Raw genomic sequence first — 25,099 nt, 5'->3', positions numbered from 1 at the left:
CTAAGCCTTCCGCTGCACGATCAAATCTGCGAGTTCTCGCAAGCGTCGTGCTTTTTCTCCAAACTGCTCAAGCGCACGATGGGCATCGTTGCGCAATTTTTCTGCCAGGGCCTGCGATTGCTCCAGACCGAGTATCGATACATAGGTCGGCTTGTTGTCTGCCGCATCCTTGCCCGCGGTTTTACCCAGCGTGGCTGAATCCGCAGTCGCATCCAGCACATCATCGACGACCTGGAATGCGAGGCCGATAGCGGCCGCATAAGTATCCAGCGCCTCTGTTTCTTCCTCGCTCAAAGCCTTGCCGGCGAGTGCGCCCAGCAAAACCGAAACGCGCAACAGCGCACCAGTTTTCAAACGGTGCATCTGTTCCAATTCCTGCAAGGACAAGCTCAGTCCTACGCTCGCCAAGTCGATCGCCTGTCCGCCGCACATGCCGAGCGAACCGGATGCTTTTGCCAGCAAGCGCACCATCGCCAGTTGTCGTACTGGATCGAGGCCACCATCAGCCAATACTTCAAAAGCCTGCGACTGCAAGGCATCACCGACCAGCAACGCACATGCTTCGTCATACTTCACATGCACGGTCGGCTTGCCGCGACGCAAGGCATCATCATCCATGCACGGCATATCGTCATGCACCAGCGAATACGCATGGATCATTTCAACTGCGGCGGCGGCACGCGCCAGTTCAGCGGCATCTGCATCGAACAACGCACCAGCGGCATACACCAGCAACGGACGTACACGCTTGCCGCCATCCAGCACAGCGTAGTGCATGGCTTCATGCAGGCGTGCAGGCGTGACAGCCACCGGCGGCAAATGCTGCACCAGTGCCACTTCCATTTCAGCCTGCGTGGATTTCATCCAGACATCAAACGATTGCATAGTCGTCATTCATCCGCCTCGATCGCACGATCTGCGTTGAACGGTTTGAGCATATCGCCTTCCAGTACCTTGACCTGATTGTCGACTTTTTCGAGTTGCGCGGCGCAGTACTTGACCAGCTCGGAGCCGCGCTTATAGGCCGCGACCGATGCTTCCAGCGGCAGTTCGCCCGCTTCCATGCGCGCGACCAGTTGTTCGAGTTCTGCCATCGCTTCTTCAAACGACGAAGGCAAAGCGGCAGAGGTAGGTTTTTTTGACATAAGAGCAGGAAAAAGGTTTAGCCCGTTATTTTAGAGCAAACCACTCTGCACGGTGGATAAACGCAGCATATCCGTCGGTTTCCCATACGGAAAATCTGCATTTTTGGGCAGAAAACGGGCATATATGGCCTCAACCGGCGATTTTCGTGCTGACGGGCCACCATGGGCAAAGAAATATTTTCCTTTTACCAACAATTGAAATCATCGCATGGCAGTTGGCTCTAGCGGCTCGTCGGCGCATAAAAGTCTGGGGTATAATCCTCGGTTCTGTCCAAAATTGCCTCTTTATCTCGTTTGATTTAGGTTTTTGCGGATTCTTTCCTCTTAGGGTGCAGCAGATAATTCGATGAGCATGCTCATCGCCTGCGTAACAGCGTCCGCCTGCAAGCGGATGCTCCCTCCCTACAGGGATTACAGGGGGTGCAAATTAATTTGGGGGTGGGGATGTCCGATCTGGCTAATCTCGCCAAACTCGCGCGTTCTAACGCGCAGCTTCCAGTCAACGTCTATTTCGACGAAGCACTGTTGAAGCAGGAAATCCAGCAGTTGTTCCGTGCAGGCCCGCGTTACGCAGGGCATGAACTGATGGTGCCGAATGTCGGCGACTTTGCCACGCTCGCGTGGGAAAACGAAGGCCGCATGCTGGTCCGCAGTCAGCAGGGAATAGAGTTGCTTTCTAACGTCTGCCGTCATCGCCAGGCGAAAATGTTCAATGGTCGCGGCCATGCGAAAAACATCGTCTGTCCGCTGCATCGCTGGACCTATGACCTCAAGGGTGAGTTGATAGGCGCACCGCATTTCGGTGAAACGCCTTGCCTGAACCTGTCCAACACGCAGTTGCAAAGCTGGAACGGTTTGCTGTTTGAACAAAACGGCGTCAACGTCGCCAAAATCCTGAGCAAGCTCGGTGTGACCAAAGACCTGGATTTCAGCGGCTATATGCTGGACCACGTCGAAGTCCACGAGTGCGATTACAACTGGAAGACTTTCATTGAAGTCTATCTGGAGGATTACCACGTCGAGCCCTTCCACCCTGGCCTCGGCAGCTTTGTCAGCTGCGACGACCTGAAGTGGGAGTTCGGTGACGAGTACAGCGTACAAACCGTGGGCGTGCACCACGCGCTGGCCAAATCCGGCTCGGAAAAATATCAAAAATGGCAGGAACAAATCCTGCAATTCCGCAACGGTGAAGCTCCACCTTACGGCGCGATCTGGCTGACCATTTATCCGAACATCATGGTCGAGTGGTACCCGCATGTATTGGTGGTATCCACGGTCTGGCCTAACGGTCCGCAAAAAACACGTAACGTGGTCGAGTTCTACTATCCGGAAGAAATCGTTTTGTTTGAACGCGAATTCGTCGCGGCGGAACGTGCGGCGTATATGGAAACCTGCGAAGAGGACGATGAAATCGCGCTGCGCATGGATGCAGGTCGCAAGATCCTGCTCGATCGCGGCGAAAACGAAGTCGGGCCCTACCAGTCACCGATGGAAGACGGCATGCAGCACTTCCATGAATGGTATCGCCGTCAGCTCGACGTTTAACCAGTATCACCAGCCGGGACTGCACAGCTGCGGTCCCGGCATGCAGTTTTAGTTTAGTAACCTCCGTTTAGTAAGATCCCGCAGCATCAACCCGCAGTAACACTCTTCACTTCTCATGCAATCACTCTGGATGCTTGTCGCAACGCTGATGTTTTCCATCATGGGCGTGTGCGTCAAGCTCGCATCCGAAACCTACTCGGTCGCAGAAATCATCATGTATCGCGGCTTCATAGGCGTGATCTTTATCTACATCCTGATCCTGCAGCAAGGCGGCAGCCTGCGCACACACCTGATCTGGCAACACTTATGGCGTTGCGTGGTTGGCGTGACTGCGCTGTGGCTCTGGTTTTGCGCGATTGGCCTGCTGCCACTGGCAACAGCGATGACGCTCAATTACATGGCACCGATCTGGATCTCCGGCATCCTTTTCGTGGCTGCGTGGCGTGCCGGCAAACGGCGTTTTGAATGGGGCCTGGTGCTGGCGATTACGGCCAGCTTCGTCGGTGTGACCTTATTGCTGCGTCCATCGATACATGCAGACCAATGGCTGGGCGGCTTCCTCGGCCTGTGCTCGGGTGCGCTGTCGGCCCTTGCCTATCTCCAGGTGCGTCACCTCGGACAATTGGGCGAACCGGAATCGCGCGTCGTGTTTTATTTCTCTGCAACCGGCTTCATCGCAGGCCTGGGTGGCTGCCTGTTCGGTCCGGGCCTGAATGGAGAAGCGATCACCCTGGCACGCGCGCACTCGACCTACGGCTTGTTCCTGCTGCTAAGCATAGGTGTATTGGCAGCCATCGCGCAGATGGCGATGACACGTGCTTACCGCCTCGGCAACACATTGGTGACTGCCAACCTGCAATACACCGGCATCGTATTTTCCAGTATCTGGGGTGTATTGATCTGGAGTGATATCCTCGGCTTTTTGAGCTGGCTCGGGATCGCGATCATACTGGTCAGCGGTATCGTCGCCACGTTCTACAATATTCGCAATTCGGCGACCGTAAAAACGGTAACCCCCGCCGATCCGATTTCGACCGAACTCTAAACCAGCAGCGACAGGAAACCGACATGAGCTATAGCACCATCATTTCAGCAGCTGATTTATCCAAACATATTTTTGAACCTGGCTGGGTCATCCTCGATACCCGCCATGATCTGGCGAACCCGGAAGCAGGCGCACGTGCGTATGCAGAAGGTCATTTGCCGAATGCGCAATTCGCCCATCTGGATAAAGACCTGGCAGGTGAGAAAGTCGGCGCCGATGGCGTCTTCCGTGGTCGTCATCCGTTGCCGGATCGCGCTGCCTTCATCGCTACCCTGCAACGCTGGGGCATCAATAACGATACGCAAGTCGTGGTCTACGATGCGCAAGGCGGCATGTTTGCCGCACGTCTGTGGTGGATGCTGCGCTGGGTTGGACATGAATCAGTCGCAGTACTGGATGGTGGCCTGCCCGCATGGCTGGCCAGCGGCATGTGGCTGTCGACCGAAGAGTCGCCACGTGTACTGGGCGCACTGACTGAACGTACCAGCCTGGTCACTACCGTCAGCGCAAATGACTTGCTGGCGAATCTGTCGAATGAAAAATTGACCGTGGTAGATGCACGCGCAGCGGATCGCTTCCGCGGCGAAAATGAAACGATAGATCCGGTCGGCGGCCATATCCCCGGTGCGAAAAATCGTTTCTTCAAAGAGAATCTGCAAGCCGACGGTAACTTCAAGTCAGCCGAGCAATTACGTCAGGAATTCAGTGCTGTCGTCGCAGATCCGACGCAAGCCGTCATGCAATGCGGCTCCGGCGTAACAGCCTGCCACAACCTGCTGGCACTGGAAATCGCAGGCCTGCGAGGCGCTGCACTGTATCCGGGATCATGGAGTGAATGGTGTGCCGATCCGGCACGCCCGGTTGCCTGAGGCGCACCGGGCATGAGGGGCTTATGAAGGACTAATGCGCACGACTACGCTCAATGAGCGTGCGCATGTCCTGTCAGGAATAAGACGATAGCCACACCCAGTGCGATCAACACGATCTGCGGTATGGTTTCTCGCATCGATGCACGACGCTGCATCTGCGGCATCAGGTCGCTGACGGCGATGTAGATAAAGCCGGATGAAGCGAATACCAATACATACGGTATCCATTCCTGCGAACGATCCAGCATGAAGTAACCAACCAGGCCGCCGACTACTGCCGTCAAACCCGAAATAATGTTGTAGGCGTATGCGCGTTTACGACTGAAACCGGCATTCAGCAAGACGATGAAGTCGCCGATTTCCTGCGGGATTTCATGCGCAATGATAGCGAGGCCGGTCAGGATGCCGAGGTGCGGATCAGCCAGGAAAGCTGCGGCAATCAGGATACCGTCGGTGAAATTATGCAGGCTGTCGCCGACCAGGATCATCCAGCCAGCAGCACCCGCCTCTTTCGCATCATGTCCATGCTCATGACCGTGACCGTCGTCTTCGTGGTGGTGCGAGTGGCGCAGGATGGCAAACTTCTCCAGCAGGAAAAAGCCCAGCAAGCCAGCAAGCAGCAGCGCGAACAGCGCATGCGTATCGGCACCTGACTCAAACGCTTCCGGCAAGGCATGCAGCAGCGAAGTCGCCAGCAGGATACCGACCGACAGGCTGACCATGCGATCGACCAGTTTGGACAGCAGCGAGAACGAAAACAAAGCCGCGGCAGAAATGCTGAAGACGCCCGAAATGGCGGTGGTCAACAGAATAGAAACGAGCGTGGAATTAATTTTAGGCTCCGGGCTTAATGCAACAAGGTTGCAAATTAAAACATATCCCGGCTATTTCAGCAAATAAAAACGCGACGGTATAAATACATCCACCGTCGCGTCTTTGCCACAGATGTGGCTTAGGGGGGGTTAGCTCACGCCGTGGGTTTTAAACCAGTCTAAGCAACGTTGCCAGCCTTCTTTCGCATCCGCTTCTACATAGCTGGCGCGATAGTCGGCGTGGAAAGCATGACCGGAATTTTTGAACAGGACGAATTCCGACTTGCTGCTGCCCTTGGACAAGGCATCCTGCATCTGCACGACGGTCGTAACCGGAATGCCGCCATCCTGCGCGCCGTACAAACCCAATACCGGGGTTTTCAGTTTGGCAGCAATGTCGACCGGATTCTTGGGCGTCAATTCATTGTTATTGCCGACCAGGCGGCCATACCAGGCCACGCCAGCTTTAACCTTGGGATTGTGCGCCGAGTACAACCAGGTCACGCGACCGCCCCAGCAGAAACCGGTGATGCCGAGCTTATCGGTATTGCCGCCATTCGCCTTGGCCCAGGCCACGACTGCATCAAGGTCGGTCATGACCTGCGCATCCGGCACTTTGGAAATAATCTCTTTTTGCAGTTCGGCGATGGTGCCGTATGAACCCGGGTCACCCTGACGCACAAACAATTCCGGTGCCAGCGCCAGATAACCCAGCTTGGCGAAACGACGCGCGACGTCGGCGATGTATTCATGCACGCCAAAGATTTCAGAAATCACCAGCACCACCGGCAGATTGGTTTTGCCTGCGGGCTGCGCACGATATACCGGCACTGCCTGGCCATTCACATTGACGGTGACTTCGCCTACCGTCAAACCCTTGCTATCGGTCGCCACTGCGCTGTGCGCAGCGATAGGCAATACCGCTGCAGCAAAACCACTACCCAAAGCCGTCTTCAAAAAACCACGTCTGTCGACGCCATCCGAGATCGGTGTTTTTGCGACCAGGCTAGCGAAGTCCTCTTTCAAATTATCCATTCCCATCCTCCAGTAGATAGTGATTGCATCTCAATTGAAAAAATACTTGCTGCCCTGCATATCGACAGCAAACGGCGAAACTCGTACAGCGGCGATGCTTTGCCTTAATGCGTACTTAGTGTGCTTCATCCCAGTTCTTGCCGACGCCAACTTCCGCGATCAGCGGCACTTTCAATTGTGCGACATTACGCATCAGCTCTGGCAGTTTCTCACGAACCAGTGCCAACTCGGTTTCCGCCACTTCCAGCACCAATTCATCGTGCACTTGCATGATCATTTTGGATTGCAGCTTTTCTGTTTCCAGCCAGCCTTGCACCGCGATCATCGCCAGCTTGATCAGGTCAGCGGCTGTGCCCTGCATAGGAGCATTGATCGCAGCACGCTCGGCTCCCTGGCGACGCGGGCCGTTCGGCGAATTGATTTCCGGCAGCCATAAGCGACGACCGAAAACAGTCTGCACATAACCACGCGCTTTTGCTTCCAGGCGCGTCTCATCCATATAGCGCTTCACGCCAGCGAAACGATAGAAGTATTTCTCGATATAGCTTTGTGCAGCCGAGCGTTCTATGCCGAGGTTGCCAGCCAGGCCGAAAGCACTCATGCCATAGATCAGGCCAAAGTTAATTACCTTGGCATAACGACGCTGTTCGCTATCTACCGCAGCACGCTCTATACCGAAAATTTCAGCAGCGGTCGCCCTATGGATATCCTCGCCATCGGCAAAGGCTTGCAGCATGTTTTCATCGCCGGAAATATGCGCCATGATGCGCAGCTCAATTTGCGAGTAATCGGCAGAGACAATCACATTGCCCGGTGCTGCGACAAAGGCTTCGCGGATGCGACGACCTTCAGCATTACGGATAGGAATGTTTTGTAAATTTGGATCATTGGATGCGAGGCGACCGGTTACTGCGACTGCCTGCGCATAGTTGGTATGCACGCGACCAGTGGTCGGGTCTATCATCTTCGGCAGCTTGTCAGTGTAGGTCGATTTCAGTTTCGACAAACTGCGATACTCAAGCAACACCTTAGGCAATGGATAATCCTCTGCCAGTTTTTGCAGCACTTCTTCATCGGTGGATGGTGAGCCGGATGGCGTCTTTTTGACGACCGGCAGCTTGAGTTTTTCAAAGAAGATTTCACCTAACTGTTTCGGCGAATTCAGATTGAATGGCTGGCCTGCAAGTTCATACGCATTCTGCTCTATTTCCAGCATGCGCTTGCCCAGCTCGTTCGATTGCTTGGCCAGCAAATCCGGATCGATCAGGACACCGTTGCGCTCTATCTTTTGCAGTACGACCGCAGTCGGCAATTCGATGTTTTCATAAACAAAGGTCAGGCCTTTGTCTTCTGCCACTTGCGGCCACATGCGTTGATGCAATTGCAAGGTGATGTCCGCATCTTCCGCTGCATACTCTGTGGCGCGATCAATTTCAACTTCGTCAAAACCTATCTGCGATGCGCCCTTACCGCACACATCCTGGAAGCTGATGGTCTTGCGATTCAAATGACGCAAGGCCAGGCTATCCATATCGTGGCTGCGGTGCGATTCGAATACATAGGATTCCAGCAGGGTGTCGTGCACGATGCCGCGCAGATGAACGCCATGATTTTCAAAGATGTGACTATCGTATTTGAGGTTTTGCCCGACCTTGGCTTTGCCCGCATCTTCCAGCCATGCCTTCATTTTCCCCAGCACGTATTCACGTGATAACTGCAGCGGTGCATCCTGATAATGATGCGCGACTGGTATGTAGGCAGCGACGCCAGGCTCACAACACAAAGAGATGCCGACCAGTTGCGCCTGCATCGGAATCAGCGAGGTGGTTTCAGTATCGATGGAAGTCAATGTAGCCGCATCGATCTTCTGCAACCAGCGTTCGAGATCAGCTTCGGTCAATATGGTTTCGTAGTGCTTTTCGACTTCCGGCGCATCATCGGCAAACAAGGCTCCTTGTGGTGCACTATCGCCACCCGTGGCAGCTGCGCTGGTCTCACTTGCTTCTGGCTTATCGGTCAACTCACGCAACCAGGTTTTGAAACCATTGCGCGTGAAGAAGTCGACCATCGCGTCCTTGTCTTCCGGGCGCTGTGTCAGCGATTCGATGATGCCTTCCATGTGGTCGGACAAGTCGCAATCCGTTTTGACCGTGATCAGGGTCTTCGCTTGGGGCAGCCAGTCGAGTGCACGGCGCAGGTTGTCACCGACCGCGCCCTTGATTTCTGCGGCATGCTCAACGATGCCGTCCAGCGTGCCGTATTGGGTCAGCCATTTGACCGCAGTTTTCGGTCCAACCTTATCTACACCCGGCACGTTATCCACGGTGTCGCCTATCAGCGTCAGGTAATCGATGATGCGCTCCGGCGGCACACCGAATTTGGCAATCACACCGTCGCGATCCAGCTTTTCATTACTCATGGTATTGATCAGCATGACGTGGTCATTCACCAGTTGTGCCAGATCCTTGTCACCGGTCGAGATCACGGTGTTCATACCATGCTTGACCGCTTCCACCGCCAGCGTACCGATCACATCGTCTGCTTCTATGCCTTCCACCATCAGGATGGGCCAACCCATTGCGCGCACTGCTTCATGGATAGGTTCGATCTGCTTGACCAGGTCATCCGGCATGGACGCACGCTGCGCCTTGTACTCGGCATATAAATCATCACGGAAGGTTTTACCCTTGGCATCGAACACGCAGGCCATGTATTCCGCGTCCGGATAGTCCTTGCGCAGGCGGCGCAGCATATTAATCATGCCGTAGATGGCTCCGGTCGGCGCACCGTTCGGGCCGCGCAAGTCCGGCATCGCGTGGAAAGCACGATACAAATAGCTGGAACCATCAACTAACAACAGGGTTTTATTCATAGGAATTTAGTCAGGGAAACAGGGGCAGCAATCAGGCTGCCGGATAAAGCGGGCCACACAGCTAGCATCTGATGGCAAACGGCTACGATTATGGCAGAGTTTCGGCAGGCAAATTCTGCGTCTGGCCACGGCAAATTGTATTTATGGAACGTTTCCTCACAAAATGAACTATTTTCAGCAGGCTTAGCCCTGTTTGTTACAATGAACTATCTTATTTAACTTCCTTTTAACGACGGGCTCATACATACATCATGCGCACATCCAAAATCTGGTCCCTCATCACGATTACCGCGGCAGTCTTCGCTACGCCTATGGTTGTAAACGCACAAAATGCACCTGGCAATGACACCGCTCCGCCGCCACCGCAAATGCAACGCCTGGAAGAAGGTGCGGCACCGGAGGTGACTATCCGTCAACCGGACACCAAAGAAAAGATTACCGAAAAGCGCTCCCAGGGTCGCGTCACCGAAGTAAAAGTACAAACTGGTCGCACCACTTACTATGCCCATCCTAACGATCCGGCTGGCAGCGCGATGCGCGGCGATGGTCAAAGCGATAGCTCGCGTCCGGTGCAATTCCAGATCGGCGAATTCGGCCCACCGAAAAGCCAGCCAGGAGCTGAGCCAGTACAAACCCTGGCACCAGCTGGCAAGTAAGCTACTTAGTTAGCGCAACTGTCTCCCAATAACGCACCCCGGTGCGTTATTTTTTGTTTTTTGATGATACGTATTTCTTTCATATTTCCTCATGGCAGTATTTACCCCGGTCACTCTGGATGACCTCTCTCAATGGATCACCCAATTCGATCTGGGCAAAGCGCTCGCGATCAAGGGCATTCCATCCGGCATAGAAAACACCAACTTCTTCATCACGACCGAGTTCGGCGAATATGTATTGACCATATTCGAGAACCTGAGCTTCGAGCAGCTGCCGTTCTACCTGAACCTGATGCGTCATCTGGCCGAGCGCGGCGTGCTGGTGCCTGCTCCTATCGCGAATCACAAGGGTGACCTGATCAATGCCTTGCACGGCAAACCGGCTTCGATCGTCAGCAAGCTGGAAGGCAGCTCGCAGATGGACCCGCAAGCCGTTCATTGCGCCGCCGTCGGTGCAATGCTGGCACGCATGCATATCGCCGCAGAGAACTTCCCTATCCGTCAGCCTAACCTGCGTGGCCTGGCATGGCGCAATGAAACCGCACCACTGGTCATGCCTTACCTGTCCGACAGCAATAAACAGCTGCTGACAGAAGAAATGGCATTCCAGAACGCGTTCGCTGAATCGGATACGTATCGCCAATTACAGAACGGCCCGATACACGCCGACCTGTTCCGCAACAATGTGATGTTCAACGGCGATCACCTGACCGGCTTCTTTGATTTCTATTTCGCCGGTTGCGATACCTGGCTGTTCGATGTCGCAGTGACCGTGAATGACTGGTGTATCGATGTAGAGACTGGCGTGCTGGATCTGGAACGCGTGCGCGCGATGCTGGATGCTTACCACCACGTGCGTCCGTTCACAGACGCTGAGCAAGCGGCCTGGCAGCCTATGCTGCGCGCTGGTGCCTTGCGCTTCTGGCTGTCACGCTTATATGATTTCCACATGCCGCGCGATGCAGAAATGCTGACGCCGCATGACCCGGGGCATTTTGAACGTATCTTGCGCTTGCGCATCGAACAAGCGACTCCCCCTCTTTTTACTTCGGCTGGATGATGGAAAAACTGCCTGCAATAACCGGTTGGATTTGGGTCAAGGAAGGCTTTGCCATCTTCCGCAAACAACCGGCTGAATTATCGACGCTCTTCTTTGCCTATATGTTCCTGATGCTGGGCGTAGGCATCATTCCTGTGATCGGGCAATTGCTGCCGCTGATCCTGGTACCGCTGTTTTCGATGACTTTCATGCACGCATGTGCTTACGTCAAAGCGGGTAAACGGGTGTATCCGAACCTGCTGCTGGTCGGCTTCCGCTCACCTGCGAAACGCACGCTGATCAAACTGGGGACTTTGTACCTGGTAGCAGCCATCGTCGCGATCGGTGCTTCCAGCCTGATCGACGGCGGCGTGTTCTGGCAGGCAATTACCGGCCAGATCGTACTCGATGCAGAAACCGTACGTGGCTCCAGCATGACCTCGGCGATGTTCTTTGCTGCTCTGGTATATATTCCTGCGGCGATGGCGTTCTGGTACGCCGCACCGCTGATCGCATGGCAAGGCATGGGCGTGGGCAAAGCGATTTTTTACAGCTTCTTTGCAGTACGCCGCGCTGGCAAAGCCTTCCTGATTTACGGCCTGGCCTGGGTCAGCATAGGGATGATTTTCCCGGTCGTGGTGAGCTCGATACTGGGTATCTTGCTGAACTCGGCTTCAGCGTCCATCTTTATCCTGCTGCCGCTGTCGCTGGTACTGACCGTGATTATGTATTGCTCGTTTTTCCCGACTTACACCCACCTGTTCGGTGAACCGCCGGAAAATCTGTCGTTCTGACCATCAACGGCAAGCGCAGAATATCTGCGCTTGCTGTCCTACCCTGCCACTCACACCTTCTCGAGCTTGGCGACACTCAAATCCAGCAACTTCATGCCATGTCGGCCAAAGTTGATGTGCGCACGTGCATTGCCACCACTGCCTTCGATATTGACGATGACGCCTTCACCAAACTTCGCATGTGCGACAGATTCGCCTATGCGCCAGCCTATATCTTTTTTCGTGATGTTTTGCGCGATCTGATTGGTACCGGCACCGAGTGCATCTTCCCACGCCGCTTTCGGCTGCGCCGTCCAGTGATGCTGCTGCACTTTGGGCGACAGCCACTTCAATGAATCTTCCGGCATCTCTTCAAAGAAGCGCGATTTCAGGTTGAAGCGCATCTGACCGTGCAACATGCGCGTCTGCGAGAAGCTGATATAGAGACGGCGTTTGGCACGGGTAATCGCGACATACATCAGGCGTCGCTCTTCTTCCACGCCGCCTTCTTCTTTCTGCGAATTTTCGTGCGGGAACAAACCTTCTTCGAGGCCGGTAATAAATACGGCATCGAATTCCAGACCTTTGGCCGAGTGCACTGTCATCAGTTGTAAAGCATCCTGGCCAGCCTGCGCCTGATTGTCACCTGCTTCCAGCGACGCGTGCGACAGGAAGGCCGACAACGGCGACATCACGACTGGCAAAGGCGCATCAGCATCCAGCACTTCGACGCCATCCTGCGTGACGATGGCAGGGCCCGCCATTTGCTGGCTGCTTGGTCCGAGCAAGGCAGGCGCATCTATGCCAAAACCTTCTTCCGATACAAACAGGGTCGCCGCACTGACTACCTGCTCCAGATTCTCTATCCGATCAGCGCCTTCTTTTTCATTCTGGTAATGCGTGATCAAACCACTGGCTTCGATCACGACCTGCACCATTTCCGGCAGGGGCAGATTTTGTGTTTCGAAGCGGGTGGCTTCTATCAATTTGATGAACGCGCCCAGTGCCGAACCGGCCTTGCCTGTGACATAGGGCACGGCTGCATACAAGGAGATGCCATATTGTTTGGCCGCATCCTGCAATTGCTCGAGCGAACGTGCGCCTATGCCGCGCGTCGGGAAATTCACCACGCGCAAGAAAGCGGAATCGTTATGCGGATTGTCCATCAACTGCAGATACGCGATCGCATGCTTGACCTCAGCGCGCTCGAAGAAGCGCTGGCCGCCATACACACGATAAGGAATGCCGGAAGAGAACAAGGCGTGTTCGATCACACGTGATTGCGCATTCGAGCGATACAGTACAGCGATCTCGCTACGCGCCGCACCTTCTGCGATCAGGCTCTTGGTTTCTTCGATGATCCACTGCGCTTCCTGCAAATCGCTGGTCGCTTCATAGATGCGCACCAGCTCACCGTGACCGGCATCGGTATGCAAATTCTTGCCCAGGCGTTTGCTGTTGTTCGCGATCAGCGTATTCGCCGTGTCGAGGATGTGGCCATGCGAGCGATAGTTTTGCTCCAGCTTGATCAGGTTCTCGACTTTGAATTCGCGCTCGAAGGCACTCATGTTGCCGACGTTGGCACCACGGAATGCATAGATACTTTGATCGTCGTCGCCGACTGCAAACACCGCACCTTGCGTACCAGCCATCAGCTTCAGCCAGTTGTATTGCAAGTCATTGGTATCCTGGAATTCGTCGACCAGGATGTGACGGAAGCGCGATTGATAGTGTTCGCGCAGCGGCTGGTTGCGGCTCAGTAATTCATAGGTGCGCAACAGCAGCTCGGCAAAATCGACCACGCCTTCACGCTGGCATTGCTGGTCGTATAGGTCATACAGCTCGACCATCTTGCGGTTGTAATCATCAAATGCTTCTACCGCATTCGCACGCAAACCCTGGTCTTTCGCACCGTTGATGAAGTACATCAGGTTACGCGGCGGATACTTTTCGTCATCAATATTGTTTGCCTTGAGCAAACGCTTGATCATCGATAACTGATCCTGCGAATCGAGGATCTGGAAAGTCTGTGGCAAGGCAGCGTCGCGATAATGCGCGCGCAGCAGGCGATTACACAATCCGTGGAAGGTCCCTATCCACATGCCGCGTGTGTTGATGGGCATCATCGCCGACAAGCGCGTCATCATTTCCTTCGCGGCCTTGTTGGTAAAGGTTACCGCGAGTATGCCTGCAGGCGATACTTGTCCGGTCTGGATCAGCCAGGCTATGCGCGTTGTCAGTACACGGGTTTTACCGGAACCGGCACCTGCCAGGATCAACGCTGGTTGCGCGGGTAAGGTGACTGCAGCGAGTTGTTCGGGATTGAGATTGTGAAGAAGATTTTGCATCTATCGATTATAGCCGCGACAGCAGGTGACATGCCGCTGATTACGCGTCTCTTGCCTGATGGCAGCCGATAGTAAGGGAATTAATGCAGGGAAAACGATATTTGTTGCCGACCGGATCGGTCAGCAACAAACAAGAGGTGCCAGATCAGGCCGGGAACAAATTGACGAAAGCACGTGCTGCCGCTTGCGGATCGCCCGCCAGGTAGACGCTGCTGATCGCGGCCACCATATCGGCACCGTTGGCCACTAGTGGCGCAGAATTTTCCTTGTTCATGCCGCCGATGACGCAGCTCGGTACTTTACCTTGGGCTTTCCAGTCGCTGACGATGGTAGGCGCGGTGGTGACCGGATACTTTTTCACTTTGGATGGATAGAAACCACCGAAGGCCACATAGCTGGCACCCGCCGCCTGTGCTGCATGCGCCAGCGCCAGGTCGCCGTAGCAGGACGAACCGAGGATTTTGTCCGAGCCGATAATCGCACGCACTTCTGCCACCGATTTATCGGTACCACCGACGTGCATGCCGTCGGCGTTGATGCTCAGGCACAGGTCGATGTGATCGTTGATGATGAACGGTACCTGGTAGCTACGGCACAGAGCCTGCAGGCATTCCGCCTGTTCCTGGCGCAAGGCGGCATCCGCGGTCTTGTGACGATATTGCAGCAGGCTGACGCCGCCTTTCAGCGCCAGTTCAGTGATTTCCAGCAGCTTGCGGGTGTCGTCCCAATCCGGAGTAACGAGATAGAGACCGTGCAGATGAGATACCTTGTCCATGCGTCTATGCTTTCTTACTAAAGAACTTAAACCACGCGTCCGGCCATCGGCGACGATGGGGAAGCGGCGAATTTACGAGCGATACGACCTGCCAGGTAAGCGTTGCGTCCGGCTTCTATGCCCAGTTTCATTGCATGCGCCATGCGCACCGGATCTTGCGCACCAGCAATGGCTGTATTCATCAGCACACCGTCGCAACCCAGTTCCATCGCAATCGCTGCATCCGAAGCAGTACCAACACCCGCATCGACGATGACCGGGACTTTGCTTTGCTCAATGATGAGCGACAGGTTCCAAGGGTTGAGGATGCCCATGCCCGAGCCGATCAATGAAGCCAGCGGCATGATGGCGGCACAACCGATGTCTTCCAGCATGCGCGCCTGGATAGGATCATCGCTGCAATAGACCATGACATCAAAGCCATCCTTGACCAGCGTTTCTGCTGCTTTCAGGGTTTCCGGCATGTTCGGAAACAGGGTCTTTTCATCGCCCAGCACTTCCAGCTTGCACAGCTTGTGGCCGCCGAGGATTTCACGACCCAGTTGCAAGGTATAAACGGCATCTGCTGCGTTGTAGCAACCAGCCGAATTCGGCAGCAAGGTGTATTCGGATGGTGGCAGCACGTCGAGCAGGCTAGGTGCGTTCGGGTCCTGGCCGATGTTGACGCGACGGATAGCAACGGTGACGATTTGTGCGCCACTTGCTTCGCTGGCAGCGCGGGTCTGCTCGAGGTCTTTGTATTTACCGCTGCCTACCAGGAGGCGGGAACGGTAAGTGGTACCTGCGATCGTCAATTGTTCGTCAGGGAAATGGGCGCTGGTCATGATGGGTTCCGGGTACGTGGGTGCAGGATGGGGCAAACTGCGTGGGAATTAAAGTAAACAATGGCTAACATGCATGGCAGCTTGAGCTGCCGACACGGGCCGAGATCAGCCGCCGCCTATGGCGCGCACGATATCGATACGATCAGCCGCCTGTAACTGGCGCTCTGCCCACGCACCGCGCGGGACGATTTCACGGTTGATGGCTACTGCCACGGCTTTGCCGGACAGTGACAATTCTTCTATCAGGTCGGCCACGTTCTGGCCATCCCTTACCTGGCGCGCAGCGCCGTTCAATTCGATCTCTAGCATCACTTCACTATTTTCCATGGTGGCTGCGTGCCGTTGGCTGCCTTGTCATTTATTTAAGGCTTACGGCTTTGCATCCGGGCTGCCGCAGCTGTGCGGCAATTGTTTACGGACGTTGCGGTCAGTCGCACAGGCGAAGACGCCCATCTTGTCATCCAGTTAAAACTCAACTTCAGGCGAGGCGTACAGGCTCAGACCAGCAAAGAAGACCAGAATTCTACCTTCATTTGAGCTATCAGAGGCAATACACCCCCTCATCGTCACTTATAATGCTTGATTCGATTCAATTCATACTCAATCATGGAATTAGCCAAGTCTTTCGATCCCGCCGACATTGAAGCGTTCTGGCGCACCGAATGGGAGAACCGCGGTTACTACACCGCCACCACCGACGCAGACAAACCCGCTTTCAGCATCCAGTTGCCGCCGCCGAACGTGACCGGCACCCTGCATCTGGGCCATGCATTCAATCAGACCATCATGGACGGCCTGACGCGCTACCACCGTATGCGCGGCTACAACACTGCCTGGATCCCGGGTACCGACCATGCCGGTATCGCGACCCAGATCGTGGTAGAGCGCCAGCTCGACGCGCAAAAGATTACGCGCCATGACCTCGGCCGCGAAAAATTCGTCGAAAAAGTGTGGGAATGGAAAGAAAAATCCGGCTCCACCATCACCGGCCAGATCCGTCGCCTCGGTGCGTCGCCTGACTGGAGCCGTGAATACTTCACGATGGATGAGCCACGCTCCAAGACCGTGACCGAAGTATTCGTGCGCCTGGTGGAACAAGGCCTGATCTACCGCGGCAAACGCCTGGTCAACTGGGACCCGGTACTCGGCACCGCTGTTTCCGACCTGGAAGTGGTATCGGAAGAAGAAGACGGCCAGATGTGGAATATCCGCTATCCACTGGCGGATGGCTCCAGCTACAAATTCCCGATCGCGTTTGATGACGAGGGCAATGCCACCGAGTGGGAAGAGCGCAACTTCATCGTGGTCGCCACCACCCGTCCAGAAACCATGCTGGGCGACGTTGCCGTTGCGGTCGATCCGACCGACACCCGTTATCAGCACCTGGTCGGCAAGCTGCTGAAGCTGCCGCTGTGCGATCGCGACATTCCGCTGATCGCCGACGATTACGTCGACAAGGAATTCGGTACCGGTTGCGTGAAGATCACGCCTGCGCATGACTTCAACGATTACGCCGTCGGCCAGCGTCACAACCTCGACAAGATCAGCATCCTGACACTGGATGCCAAGATCAATGAAAACGCACCTGCCGCCTATCAGGGTCTCGACCGTTTTGCCGCGCGCAAACAAATCGTTGCTGATCTCGATGCACAAGGTTTGCTGGAACTGGTCAAGCCGCACAAATTGATGGTGCCTCGCGGTGACCGTACCAACACCGTGATCGAGCCTATGCTGACCGATCAGTGGTTCGTCGCCATGAGCAAACCGGCACCGGAAGGCACTTACTTCCCGGGCAAATCGATTACCGAAGTCGCACTGGAAAAAGTCGCGAACGGTGAAATCCAGATGCTGCCGGAAAACTGGACCAACACTTACAACCAGTGGCTCAACAACATCCAGGACTGGTGTATCTCGCGTCAACTGTGGTGGGGCCATCAAATCCCGGCCTGGTATGACAGCGAAGGCAAAGTCTATGTCGCCCGCAATGAAGAAGAAGCAAAAGCCAAGGCTGCTGCAGCTGGCTACAACGGCCCGCTGACACGCGACGAAGACGTGCTCGACACCTGGTTCTCGTCGGCACTGGTGCCGTTCTCGACGCTGGGCTGGCCGGAGGAAACACCGGACTTCAAAACCTTCCTGCCATCGTCAGTACTGGTCACCGGCTTCGACATTATTTTCTTCTGGGTCGCGCGCATGGTCATGATGACCACGCACTTCACCGGCAAAGTCCCGTTCAAAACGGTGTACGTGCACGGCCTGATACGCGACAGCAGCGGACAAAAAATGTCCAAGTCGAAAGGCAACACGCTGGACCCTATCGACCTGATCGACGGCATCAACGTCGACGATCTGGTAGGCAAACGCACCATCGGCCTGATGAATCCTAAGCAGGCGACCAGCATCGAGAAAGCAACACGCAAGGAATTCCCGGCCGGTATCTCGGCTTACGGTACCGATGCGCTGCGCTTCACGATGGCGAGCTATGCGTCGCTGGGTCGCAACATCAACTTCGACCTGAGCCGCTGCGAAGGCTATCGCAACTTCTGCAACAAGCTGTGGAATGCAACCCGCTTCGTGCTGATGAATTGCGAAGGCCACGATTGTGGTTTCCGCGATGCGCCATGTGCAGCCGGTGATTGCGATCCGGGTGGTTACACCGACTTCTCGCAAGCGGATCGCTGGATCGTTTCCAAACTGCAGCGCACCGAAGCCGACATCGCCAAAGGCTTTGCCGACTATCGCTTCGACAATATCGCGGCGTCCTTATATCAATTCATCTGGGATGAATATTGCGACTGGTATCTGGAAGTTGCCAAGGTACAGATCCAGACCGGTACCGAAGCACAGCAGCGCGCGACACGTCGCACCCTGTTGCGCGTACTGGAAACCATCTTGCGCCTGGCACATCCGGTGATCCCGTTCATCACGGAAGCCTTGTGGCAAACCGTGGCGCCACTGACAGGTTACAAAGCTAATCCTGCCGGCGATTCCATCATGCTGCAGCCTTACCCTGAAGCACAGGCTGGCAAGATCGATGAGCAGGCAGAGAACTGGATGGCAGAACTGAAGTCGATGACCGATGCCTGCCGTAACCTGCGCGGTGAAATGCAATTGTCACCAGCACTGCGCGTACCGCTGATCCTGGAAGCAGGCGACACCACCCAGGCCGAACGCCTGCAGTCGTTCGCACCGTATCTGCAAGCACTGGCCAAACTGTCGGAAGTGAATGTTGCGAACCAGTTGCCGGAATCACCGGCACCTGTTTCCATCGTCGGCACCGCCAAGCTGATGCTGAAAGTGGAAATCGATGTGGCTGCAGAACGCGAACGCCTGAGCAAGGAAATCGCACGTCTGGATGGCGAAATCACCAAGGCCAACAACAAGCTCGGCAATGAAAGTTTCGTCGCCCGCGCACCGGCACAAGTTGTGGCACAGGAGAAGGAACGCGTTGCCAACTTCTCGGCCACACTGAACAAACTGCGCGAGCAATTTGCCAAACTGTAAGCGTGCAAACTGAGCCGCCCTGCGAGACTGGTCGGCAATAAAAAAGCGGCTGACGTAGCAATACGTCAGCCGCTTTTTTCATGTGACTAATGCAGGATCAGACGAACGATAAAGTCAGTCCTGGCAAAGCCACACCAGAAAACGCAGTCGACCATGTTTGTCCCGGCTTGACTGAATAAGCATCGGTCAAAGTACCAGTCGCAATAATTTCACCGGCTGCCAGTGGTGCGAATTGCGGTTGCGTCTGCAAGGTCTGGTGCAGGTTCAGCAAAGCATGTACCGGGCTGTCCAGCACATTGCTGCCAAAGCCTGCGCTATGCAAGCGGAACTCTTCGCCTTCGCTATACGACAGCGAAACACTGGCCGCAGTCAGGATGTCTGCCAAGTGCAAACGCGTAGCCGACGACAACACGTGTGGCTCACCCAGGATCAGTGCGCCGTGGAAACCGAAAGCGGCAACTGCATCCGCAGCTTCAAACTTCCAGTCTGCAAACGGACAGACCACCAGCTCAAAGCCGTGCGCCATCCATTCTATGCAATCCGTAATATCTTCCAGCGTGGCATCCTTGGGCGGCGCCTTGGCCAGCTTGAACACGATCTCTGGCTCTATGCGTGGCTGCACGGCACCGGTCAAGTCCTGCAAACCGTGGTTATTTTCTGAATAACGCACGGTATCGTCATACATATGCGCCCAGATCGGTGCGTTGATCGGTTCGCGCTCACCATAGTTCGGCCAGATACGGCGATTGGTGAAACCGATCTTGCGTCCTATCGGCGTCTCGCCTTGCGCGGTACGGATATCGACGATGCATTTGGCCACATCATAGCCATCGGCTATCGTGAGATTGTCGTCTTTGGTCAGGCAGGGAATTTGTTGCGCATCCGCTCGCGCGGTCAGTAATTGGTGCGCGTATCGATTGGCTTGGGTAGACATCAACATGGCTAGCTCGCGCAGAGAAGTTGAATAAAGGAAATAAAGCCTTATTTGCGATGCAACATTCTCACACAAGGATTACGCCCTGAAAAGGAGCAATTTGTCTCAGGACGACCGTATCAGATGAAATTTTTTAATGCGGACATGTCATTTGACTAATGACACAGTGCAACAGTGGCTACTATCAACAATGTGATCAGTTTTTGCCGCGCTGGCGCGCAAGGTAACGGTCCAGCTGATTGGCAAAATTGCGCGTATCAGCCTGACTGAAGGCGGCCGGGCCGCCGGTATCGACGCCGCTGCTACGCAAGTCATCCATGAAGCTGCGCATGGTGAGATGTTGCTGGATGTTGTCTTTGGTATAAAACTCGCCGCGTGGATTCAGCGGATGTCCGCCTTTTTCCAGCACATCGGCCGCCAGCGGGATATCGGCGGTAATTACCAGGTCGCCAGGCTGCACCAGGCGCACGATTTCATTGTCTGCCACATCGAAACCGGCAGGCACCTGCAGCGCCTTGATGTAACGCGAGGGCGGTGTGCGCAGTAGTTTGTTGGCTACCAACGTGACCTGCACTTCCAGTCGGTCCGCCACGCGAAACAAGACTTCCTTGATCACATTGGGACAGGCATCCGCATCAACCCAGATTTGCATGCGACGTTTACTGCCCTGCCCACAAGTCGCCAGTCGGCCCGGTCTGCGGCGCGGTCACGCCGAAATGGGTATAGGCAGCCGGCGTGGCGATACGTCCGCGTGGCGTACGTTGCAAAAAGCCTTGCTGGATCAGATAAGGTTCGAGCACGTCTTCTATGGTGTCGCGCTCTTCGCCGATGGCTGCGGCGAGGTTGTCGAGGCCGACCGGACCGCCATTGAATTTGAACAGTACCGCTTCCAGCAGCTTTCTATCCATCAGGTCGAAGCCGACCGGATCGACATCCAGCATGACCAGTGCAGCATCGGCCATTGCCTTGGTAATCTTGCCGTTGCCTTTGACTTCAGCGTAATCACGTACGCGACGCAACAAGCGGTTCGCGATACGCGGCGTGCCTCGGCTGCGCTTGGCGATTTCCAATGCGCCATCGTCATCGATAGGCGCATTCAGCAAAGAAGAACTACGGGTAACAATACGCGCCAATTCCAGCGGTGTATAAAACTCGAGACGTGCAACGATACCGAAGCGATCACGCAAAGGATTGGTCAGCATGCCGGCACGCGTGGTTGCACCAACCAGTGTGAACGGCTGTAAATCCAGGCGCACCGAGCGCGCGGCAGGGCCTTCGCCGATCATGATATCGATCTGGTAATCCTCGAGCGCCGGATACAGGATTTCTTCAACTACCGGCGACAGCCTGTGGATTTCATCGATGAAGAGTACATCGTTGGCTTCGAGATTGGTCAGCAGTGCTGCCAGGTCACCAGCGCGTTCGAGCACCGGACCGGAAGTCTGGCGCAGGTTGACGCCCATTTCACGTGCGATGATGTGTGCGAGCGTGGTCTTGCCCAAACCCGGCGGACCAAACAACAAGGTGTGATCCAGCGCTTCGTGGCGTTGCCGTGCTGCAGTGATGAAGATTTCCAGCTGGCCACGGATTTTTTCCTGGCCTACATATTCGTCCAGTTGCTTAGGACGCAGCGCGCGCTCTATCGCCTCCTCGTTGGCGGAGGCTGGGGTCGCGGCTATGATGCGTTGTTCGCTGAAATCGTCGGTTTGTATGCTCATGGTCGCATTGTAGCGTGGCGGCGGCGAAAGTTAATAGGACAGGCCTTAAGCCTTGGACAAGGACTTGAGCGCGAGCTTGATGCCGTCAGAGACACCGGTACCGGATGGTACTTGTTTGAGTGCCAGCATCGCTTCCTTGTCGGAATAACCCAGAGCAAGCAAAGCGTTCAGGATGTCCGAAGTCGCATCGGTCGCGACCGCACCGGCTCCGCCAAGGTCGGCACCCAACTTGCCCTTCAGTTCCAGCAAGAGACGCTCAGCGGTCTTCTTACCGATGCCGGGGATCTTGGTCAGGCGCCCTGCTTCCTGCAAGGTGATCGATTGCGCCAGGTCAGCCACCGACATGCCCGACAGGATAGACAATGCAGTGCGCGCGCCTATGCCAGTAATTTTTACCAGTTGCTTGAAGACGTTACGTTCTTCGTTCGTACCAAAACCAAACAGGATGTGCGCATCTTCACGCACCGTCAGATGGGTCAGCAGCACAACTTTTTCACCCAAACCCGGCAGGTTGTAGAAGGTGCTCATCGGCACGTTGACTTCATAACCGACGCCGTTGCAATCGACCAGCAATTGCGGTGGATTTTTTTCGAGCAATACTCCGGAAAGACGACCTATCATCTCGCTGTGACCTTGGGAAAAGAGGAAAGACTAATACTAACCGACCTAACCGACCAGGCGGCCGCCGCGCACGCGCAAACCTTTGCGTGCCAGCTCCGGTGCCAATGCACCGAGCACGCTCAGGGTTTCGCCGCTGTGCGCATGGCAGATCGCCACACCCAATGCATCGGCGGCATCGGTGCCGGGCATACCCGACAACTTCAGCAAGCGCTGCACCATGTCCTGCACCTGTGCTTTTTGCGCCTTGCCCTGCCCGACCACTGCTTGCTTGACTTGCAGCGCGGTGTATTCCGCCACCAGCAAATCTGCATGCACCAGCGCGCATATCGCCGCACCCCGTGCCTGTCCAAGCAAGAGCGTCGATTGCGGATTCACGTTGACGAATACCTTCTCTATCGCCGCGCAATCTGGACGATACGTCGCAATGACTTCGGAGACGCTGGAGAGTATGGTTTTGAGGCGCTGCGGCAAATCGGCATCGGGCGTTTTGATGGTGCCCGATGCGATGTAGCTGAGCTTGTTGCCATGCTTCTCGATCACGCCAAAGCCGGTAGTACGCAAGCCGGGGTCGATACCGAGAATTTTCATGGAGTAGGAAGTAGCTATAAGCAAGTCACGCGACTAGTGTCGCATGACTTTGCTGATTAGTGACGGAAGTGGCGTGTGCCTGTCATCAGCATCACGACGCCTTGTTCATCCGCTGCATCGATTACTTCCTGATCGCGCATCGAACCACCCGGATGGATGACTGAAGTCGCACCGGCCGCAACCACGACATCGAGGCCATCGCGGAACGGGAAGAACGCGTCCGACGCGACCGCGGTACCAGCCAGCGACAAGCCTGCATTCTGCGCCTTGATCGAGGCGATACGCGCGGAGTCGATGCGGCTCATCTGGCCTGCGCCTACGCCCATGGTCATGCCGTTTGCGCAGAACACGATCGCGTTCGATTTAACGAACTTCGCCACACGCCATGCAAACATCAGGTCTTGCAATTGTTGCTGGGTCGGTTGCTTCTTGCTGACCACTTTCACTTCAGACAGCAAGACGTTTTTCGCATCCGGCGATTGCACCAGCAAGCCACCGCCTACGCGTTTAAAGTCATGTGCATTGACTGCATTGCCGAGCGGGATTTCCAGCAGGCGTACGTTTTGTTTGCCAGCAAAAATCTGTTTGGCTTTTTCACTGAAGGACGGCGCAATCAGGACTTCAACGAATTGTTTGGCCACGGCTTCTGCTGCATTGCCATCCAGCTCGCGATTGAAGGCGATGATGCCGCCGAAGGCCGAAGTCGGATCGGTTTGCAAAGCCTTGCTATACGCTTCCAGCGGGCTGATGCCGACTGCCACGCCGCAAGGATTCGCGTGCTTGATGATGACGCATGCGGATTCGTCGAAAGTCTTTACGCATTCCCATGCTGCATCTGCATCGGCGATGTTGTTGTACGACAGTTCCTTGCCTTGCAATTGCGTGTAGTTGGCCAACGCGCCGACTTGCGGATTGCTTTCGCGATAGAAGGCTGCCGATTGATGCGGGTTTTCACCGTAACGCATTTCCTGCACTTTTTCGAAATGCAGGTTCAGGGTAGACGGATAAGCACTGCGTGTGGCGTGCTGTTTGTCTGCACCCAGCGAAGTAAAGTAATTGGTGATCGCACCGTCGTATTGCGCGGTGTGTGCGAATACTTTTTTCGCCAATGTGAATTTGGTTTCGTAAGTGACTTCGCCCTTATTCGCACCGAGCTCGCTCAGTACCTGGCTGTAGTCAGTCGGATCGCAAATGACGACGACGTCTTTGTGATTCTTGGCCGACGAACGCAACATGGCAGGACCGCCGATGTCGATGTTTTCGATGGCATCTTCCAGCGAGCACTCTGCACGTGCCACGGTTTGCTGGAATGGATAGAGATTGACGACCACCATGTCGATGGTCGGGATCGCGTGCTTATCCAGTGCGCTGACATGCTCAGGAAAATCGCGACGCGCCAGGATGCCGCCGTGTACTTTCGGGTGCAAGGTTTTGACGCGGCCATCCAGCATCTCAGGGAAGCCGGTGTAGTCGGCCACTTCGGTCACGCTGATGCCGTTCTCAGCCAGCAGTTTTGCGGTGCCGCCGGTCGACAGGATGTTGACACCCATGCCTGACAGGGCGCGGGCAAATTCCAGAACGCCAGTTTTGTCGGAGACCGAGATGAGAGCTTGTTTGATCATGATGAAAATAGTGGAAGTAAATTAAATAAGATAAAGGCGCGTCGTAAGCAGAGTTCAAACAGGCCGCGACGCCACTGCCCTTAGCTTATTCACTTCCCGCCGCGAGTGCGGGAAGAAGGTTGGAAATTACAATAAATCGTGCTGCTGCAATTTCTTGCGCAAGGTGTTGCGGTTAATGCCCAGCATGTCCGCCGCGTGCGACTGGTTGCCTTCAGCACGTTCCATCACTGCTTCGAGGATGGGTTTTTCTACGGTGAAGACCACCATCTCATAAACATTCGATGGCATTTGCTCGCCGAGGTCCTTGAAATACTTCTCGAGGCTTTTCTTGACGACTTCTTGGATATTATCTTTGCTCATTGTGCTTAGTTGAT

23 protein-coding genes are annotated in these 25,099 nt (G+C 55.1%); 7 read left to right on the top strand and 16 right to left on the bottom strand.

Going from position 1 to position 25,099, the window contains the following annotated elements; genetic code table 11:
• On the bottom strand, window positions 1-885 hold the full coding sequence (locus IXC47_RS07145) for a polyprenyl synthetase family protein (RefSeq protein ID WP_195875215.1): 885 nt from the start codon (window positions 883-885) through the stop codon (window positions 1-3).
• A gap of 5 nt (window positions 886-890) precedes the next feature.
• Window positions 891-1,145 (bottom strand): exodeoxyribonuclease VII small subunit, encoded by a 255-nt coding sequence (locus IXC47_RS07140; protein ID WP_195875140.1) that lies wholly within the window; start codon window positions 1,143-1,145, stop codon window positions 891-893.
• A gap of 444 nt (window positions 1,146-1,589) precedes the next feature.
• On the opposite strand from IXC47_RS07140, the gene IXC47_RS07135 reads away from it, so the two are divergent.
• The 3 genes from IXC47_RS07135 to IXC47_RS07125 all read left to right on the top strand — a co-directional run bounded on the left by IXC47_RS07135 (window position 1,590) and on the right by IXC47_RS07125 (window position 4,604).
• Entirely contained in the window at window positions 1,590-2,690 is a 1,101-nt protein-coding gene (locus IXC47_RS07135) for an aromatic ring-hydroxylating oxygenase subunit alpha (RefSeq protein ID WP_175626945.1), read from the top strand.
• A 115-nt stretch (window positions 2,691-2,805) separates the two neighbouring features.
• Complete coding sequence (locus IXC47_RS07130) at window positions 2,806-3,735, top strand: DMT family transporter (RefSeq protein ID WP_195875139.1); 930 nt, start codon at window positions 2,806-2,808, stop codon at window positions 3,733-3,735.
• Between the two features lie 23 nt (window positions 3,736-3,758).
• Window positions 3,759-4,604 (top strand): sulfurtransferase, encoded by an 846-nt coding sequence (locus IXC47_RS07125; protein ID WP_195875138.1) that lies wholly within the window; start codon window positions 3,759-3,761, stop codon window positions 4,602-4,604.
• Window positions 4,605-4,654: 50 nt separating this feature from the next.
• Here the strand turns inward: IXC47_RS07125 and IXC47_RS07120 are convergent, their stop codons facing one another.
• The 3 genes from IXC47_RS07120 to polA all read right to left on the bottom strand — a co-directional run bounded on the left by IXC47_RS07120 (window position 4,655) and on the right by polA (window position 9,323).
• Window positions 4,655-5,413, bottom strand: coding sequence for a ZIP family metal transporter (locus tag IXC47_RS07120; protein ID WP_175627110.1), 759 nt, complete (start codon window positions 5,411-5,413; stop codon window positions 4,655-4,657).
• A 153-nt stretch (window positions 5,414-5,566) separates the two neighbouring features.
• Window positions 5,567-6,451, bottom strand: a complete 885-nt coding sequence (locus IXC47_RS07115; RefSeq protein ID WP_195875137.1) for a dienelactone hydrolase family protein — start codon at window positions 6,449-6,451, stop codon at window positions 5,567-5,569.
• 115 nt (window positions 6,452-6,566) lie between these two features.
• Window positions 6,567-9,323, bottom strand: coding sequence for a DNA polymerase I (gene polA, locus IXC47_RS07110; RefSeq protein WP_195875136.1), 2,757 nt, complete (start codon window positions 9,321-9,323; stop codon window positions 6,567-6,569).
• Window positions 9,324-9,574: 251 nt separating this feature from the next.
• Between polA and IXC47_RS07105 the strand changes: the two genes are divergently transcribed.
• The 3 genes from IXC47_RS07105 to IXC47_RS07095 all read left to right on the top strand — a co-directional run bounded on the left by IXC47_RS07105 (window position 9,575) and on the right by IXC47_RS07095 (window position 11,812).
• Window positions 9,575-9,979: a DUF2782 domain-containing protein gene (locus IXC47_RS07105; protein ID WP_195875135.1), complete on the top strand. Its 405-nt coding sequence runs from the start codon at window positions 9,575-9,577 to the stop codon at window positions 9,977-9,979.
• Window positions 9,980-10,070: 91 nt separating this feature from the next.
• Complete coding sequence (locus tag IXC47_RS07100; RefSeq protein ID WP_195875134.1) at window positions 10,071-11,039, top strand: homoserine kinase; 969 nt, start codon at window positions 10,071-10,073, stop codon at window positions 11,037-11,039.
• Window positions 11,039-11,812: a BPSS1780 family membrane protein gene (locus tag IXC47_RS07095; protein WP_175626939.1), complete on the top strand. Its 774-nt coding sequence runs from the start codon at window positions 11,039-11,041 to the stop codon at window positions 11,810-11,812. Before IXC47_RS07100 ends, IXC47_RS07095 begins: the two co-directional genes overlap by 1 nt.
• A 50-nt stretch (window positions 11,813-11,862) precedes the next feature.
• Here IXC47_RS07095 and IXC47_RS07090 read toward each other — a convergent pair whose 3' ends face one another.
• The 4 genes from IXC47_RS07090 to thiS form a co-directional block, all read right to left on the bottom strand.
• Window positions 11,863-14,139 carry a UvrD-helicase domain-containing protein gene (locus IXC47_RS07090; protein ID WP_175626938.1) on the bottom strand — a complete coding sequence of 759 codons (2,277 nt, stop codon included), beginning with the start codon at window positions 14,137-14,139 and terminating at the stop codon, window positions 11,863-11,865.
• Between the two features lie 145 nt (window positions 14,140-14,284).
• Window positions 14,285-14,914 (bottom strand): thiamine phosphate synthase, encoded by a 630-nt coding sequence (gene thiE, locus IXC47_RS07085; RefSeq protein ID WP_195875133.1) that lies wholly within the window; start codon window positions 14,912-14,914, stop codon window positions 14,285-14,287.
• Window positions 14,915-14,940: 26 nt separating this feature from the next.
• Window positions 14,941-15,738, bottom strand: a complete 798-nt coding sequence (locus tag IXC47_RS07080; protein WP_195875132.1) for a thiazole synthase — start codon at window positions 15,736-15,738, stop codon at window positions 14,941-14,943.
• Between the two features lie 105 nt (window positions 15,739-15,843).
• Window positions 15,844-16,047: a sulfur carrier protein ThiS gene (thiS, locus tag IXC47_RS07075; RefSeq protein ID WP_195875214.1), complete on the bottom strand. Its 204-nt coding sequence runs from the start codon at window positions 16,045-16,047 to the stop codon at window positions 15,844-15,846.
• A 297-nt stretch (window positions 16,048-16,344) separates the two neighbouring features.
• Between thiS and IXC47_RS07070 the strand changes: the two genes are divergently transcribed.
• On the top strand, window positions 16,345-19,242 hold the full coding sequence (locus tag IXC47_RS07070) for a valine--tRNA ligase (protein WP_195875131.1): 2,898 nt from the start codon (window positions 16,345-16,347) through the stop codon (window positions 19,240-19,242).
• Window positions 19,243-19,339: 97 nt separating this feature from the next.
• Here the strand turns inward: IXC47_RS07070 and IXC47_RS07065 are convergent, their stop codons facing one another.
• The 7 genes from IXC47_RS07065 to IXC47_RS07035 form a co-directional block, all read right to left on the bottom strand.
• Window positions 19,340-20,182: a 2-keto-4-pentenoate hydratase gene (locus tag IXC47_RS07065; RefSeq protein WP_175626935.1), complete on the bottom strand. Its 843-nt coding sequence runs from the start codon at window positions 20,180-20,182 to the stop codon at window positions 19,340-19,342.
• A gap of 190 nt (window positions 20,183-20,372) precedes the next feature.
• Window positions 20,373-20,828 (bottom strand): YaiI/YqxD family protein, encoded by a 456-nt coding sequence (locus tag IXC47_RS07060; RefSeq protein WP_175626934.1) that lies wholly within the window; start codon window positions 20,826-20,828, stop codon window positions 20,373-20,375.
• A 7-nt stretch (window positions 20,829-20,835) separates the two neighbouring features.
• Window positions 20,836-21,894 (bottom strand): Holliday junction branch migration DNA helicase RuvB, encoded by a 1,059-nt coding sequence (gene ruvB / locus IXC47_RS07055; protein WP_124574664.1) that lies wholly within the window; start codon window positions 21,892-21,894, stop codon window positions 20,836-20,838.
• Window positions 21,895-21,939: 45 nt separating this feature from the next.
• Window positions 21,940-22,515, bottom strand: coding sequence for a Holliday junction branch migration protein RuvA (gene ruvA, locus IXC47_RS07050; RefSeq protein ID WP_195875130.1), 576 nt, complete (start codon window positions 22,513-22,515; stop codon window positions 21,940-21,942).
• Window positions 22,516-22,560: 45 nt separating this feature from the next.
• Window positions 22,561-23,103 (bottom strand): crossover junction endodeoxyribonuclease RuvC, encoded by a 543-nt coding sequence (gene ruvC, locus IXC47_RS07045; RefSeq protein ID WP_124574666.1) that lies wholly within the window; start codon window positions 23,101-23,103, stop codon window positions 22,561-22,563.
• A gap of 56 nt (window positions 23,104-23,159) precedes the next feature.
• Complete coding sequence (gene purH, locus IXC47_RS07040; protein ID WP_195875129.1) at window positions 23,160-24,725, bottom strand: bifunctional phosphoribosylaminoimidazolecarboxamide formyltransferase/IMP cyclohydrolase; 1,566 nt, start codon at window positions 24,723-24,725, stop codon at window positions 23,160-23,162.
• 126 nt (window positions 24,726-24,851) lie between these two features.
• A complete protein-coding gene (locus tag IXC47_RS07035) occupies window positions 24,852-25,085 on the bottom strand; it encodes a Fis family transcriptional regulator (protein ID WP_041296317.1) in 234 nt (77 codons plus the stop codon).
• Window positions 25,086-25,099 lie beyond the last annotated feature (14 nt).

The organism is Herminiimonas contaminans (assembly GCF_015645465.1).
GTDB classification, from domain to species: domain Bacteria; phylum Pseudomonadota; class Gammaproteobacteria; order Burkholderiales; family Burkholderiaceae_D; genus Oxalicibacterium; species Oxalicibacterium contaminans.
The sequence above is the reverse complement of the archived record's forward strand: the minus strand, read 5'-3'. Positions and strand labels throughout refer to the sequence as shown.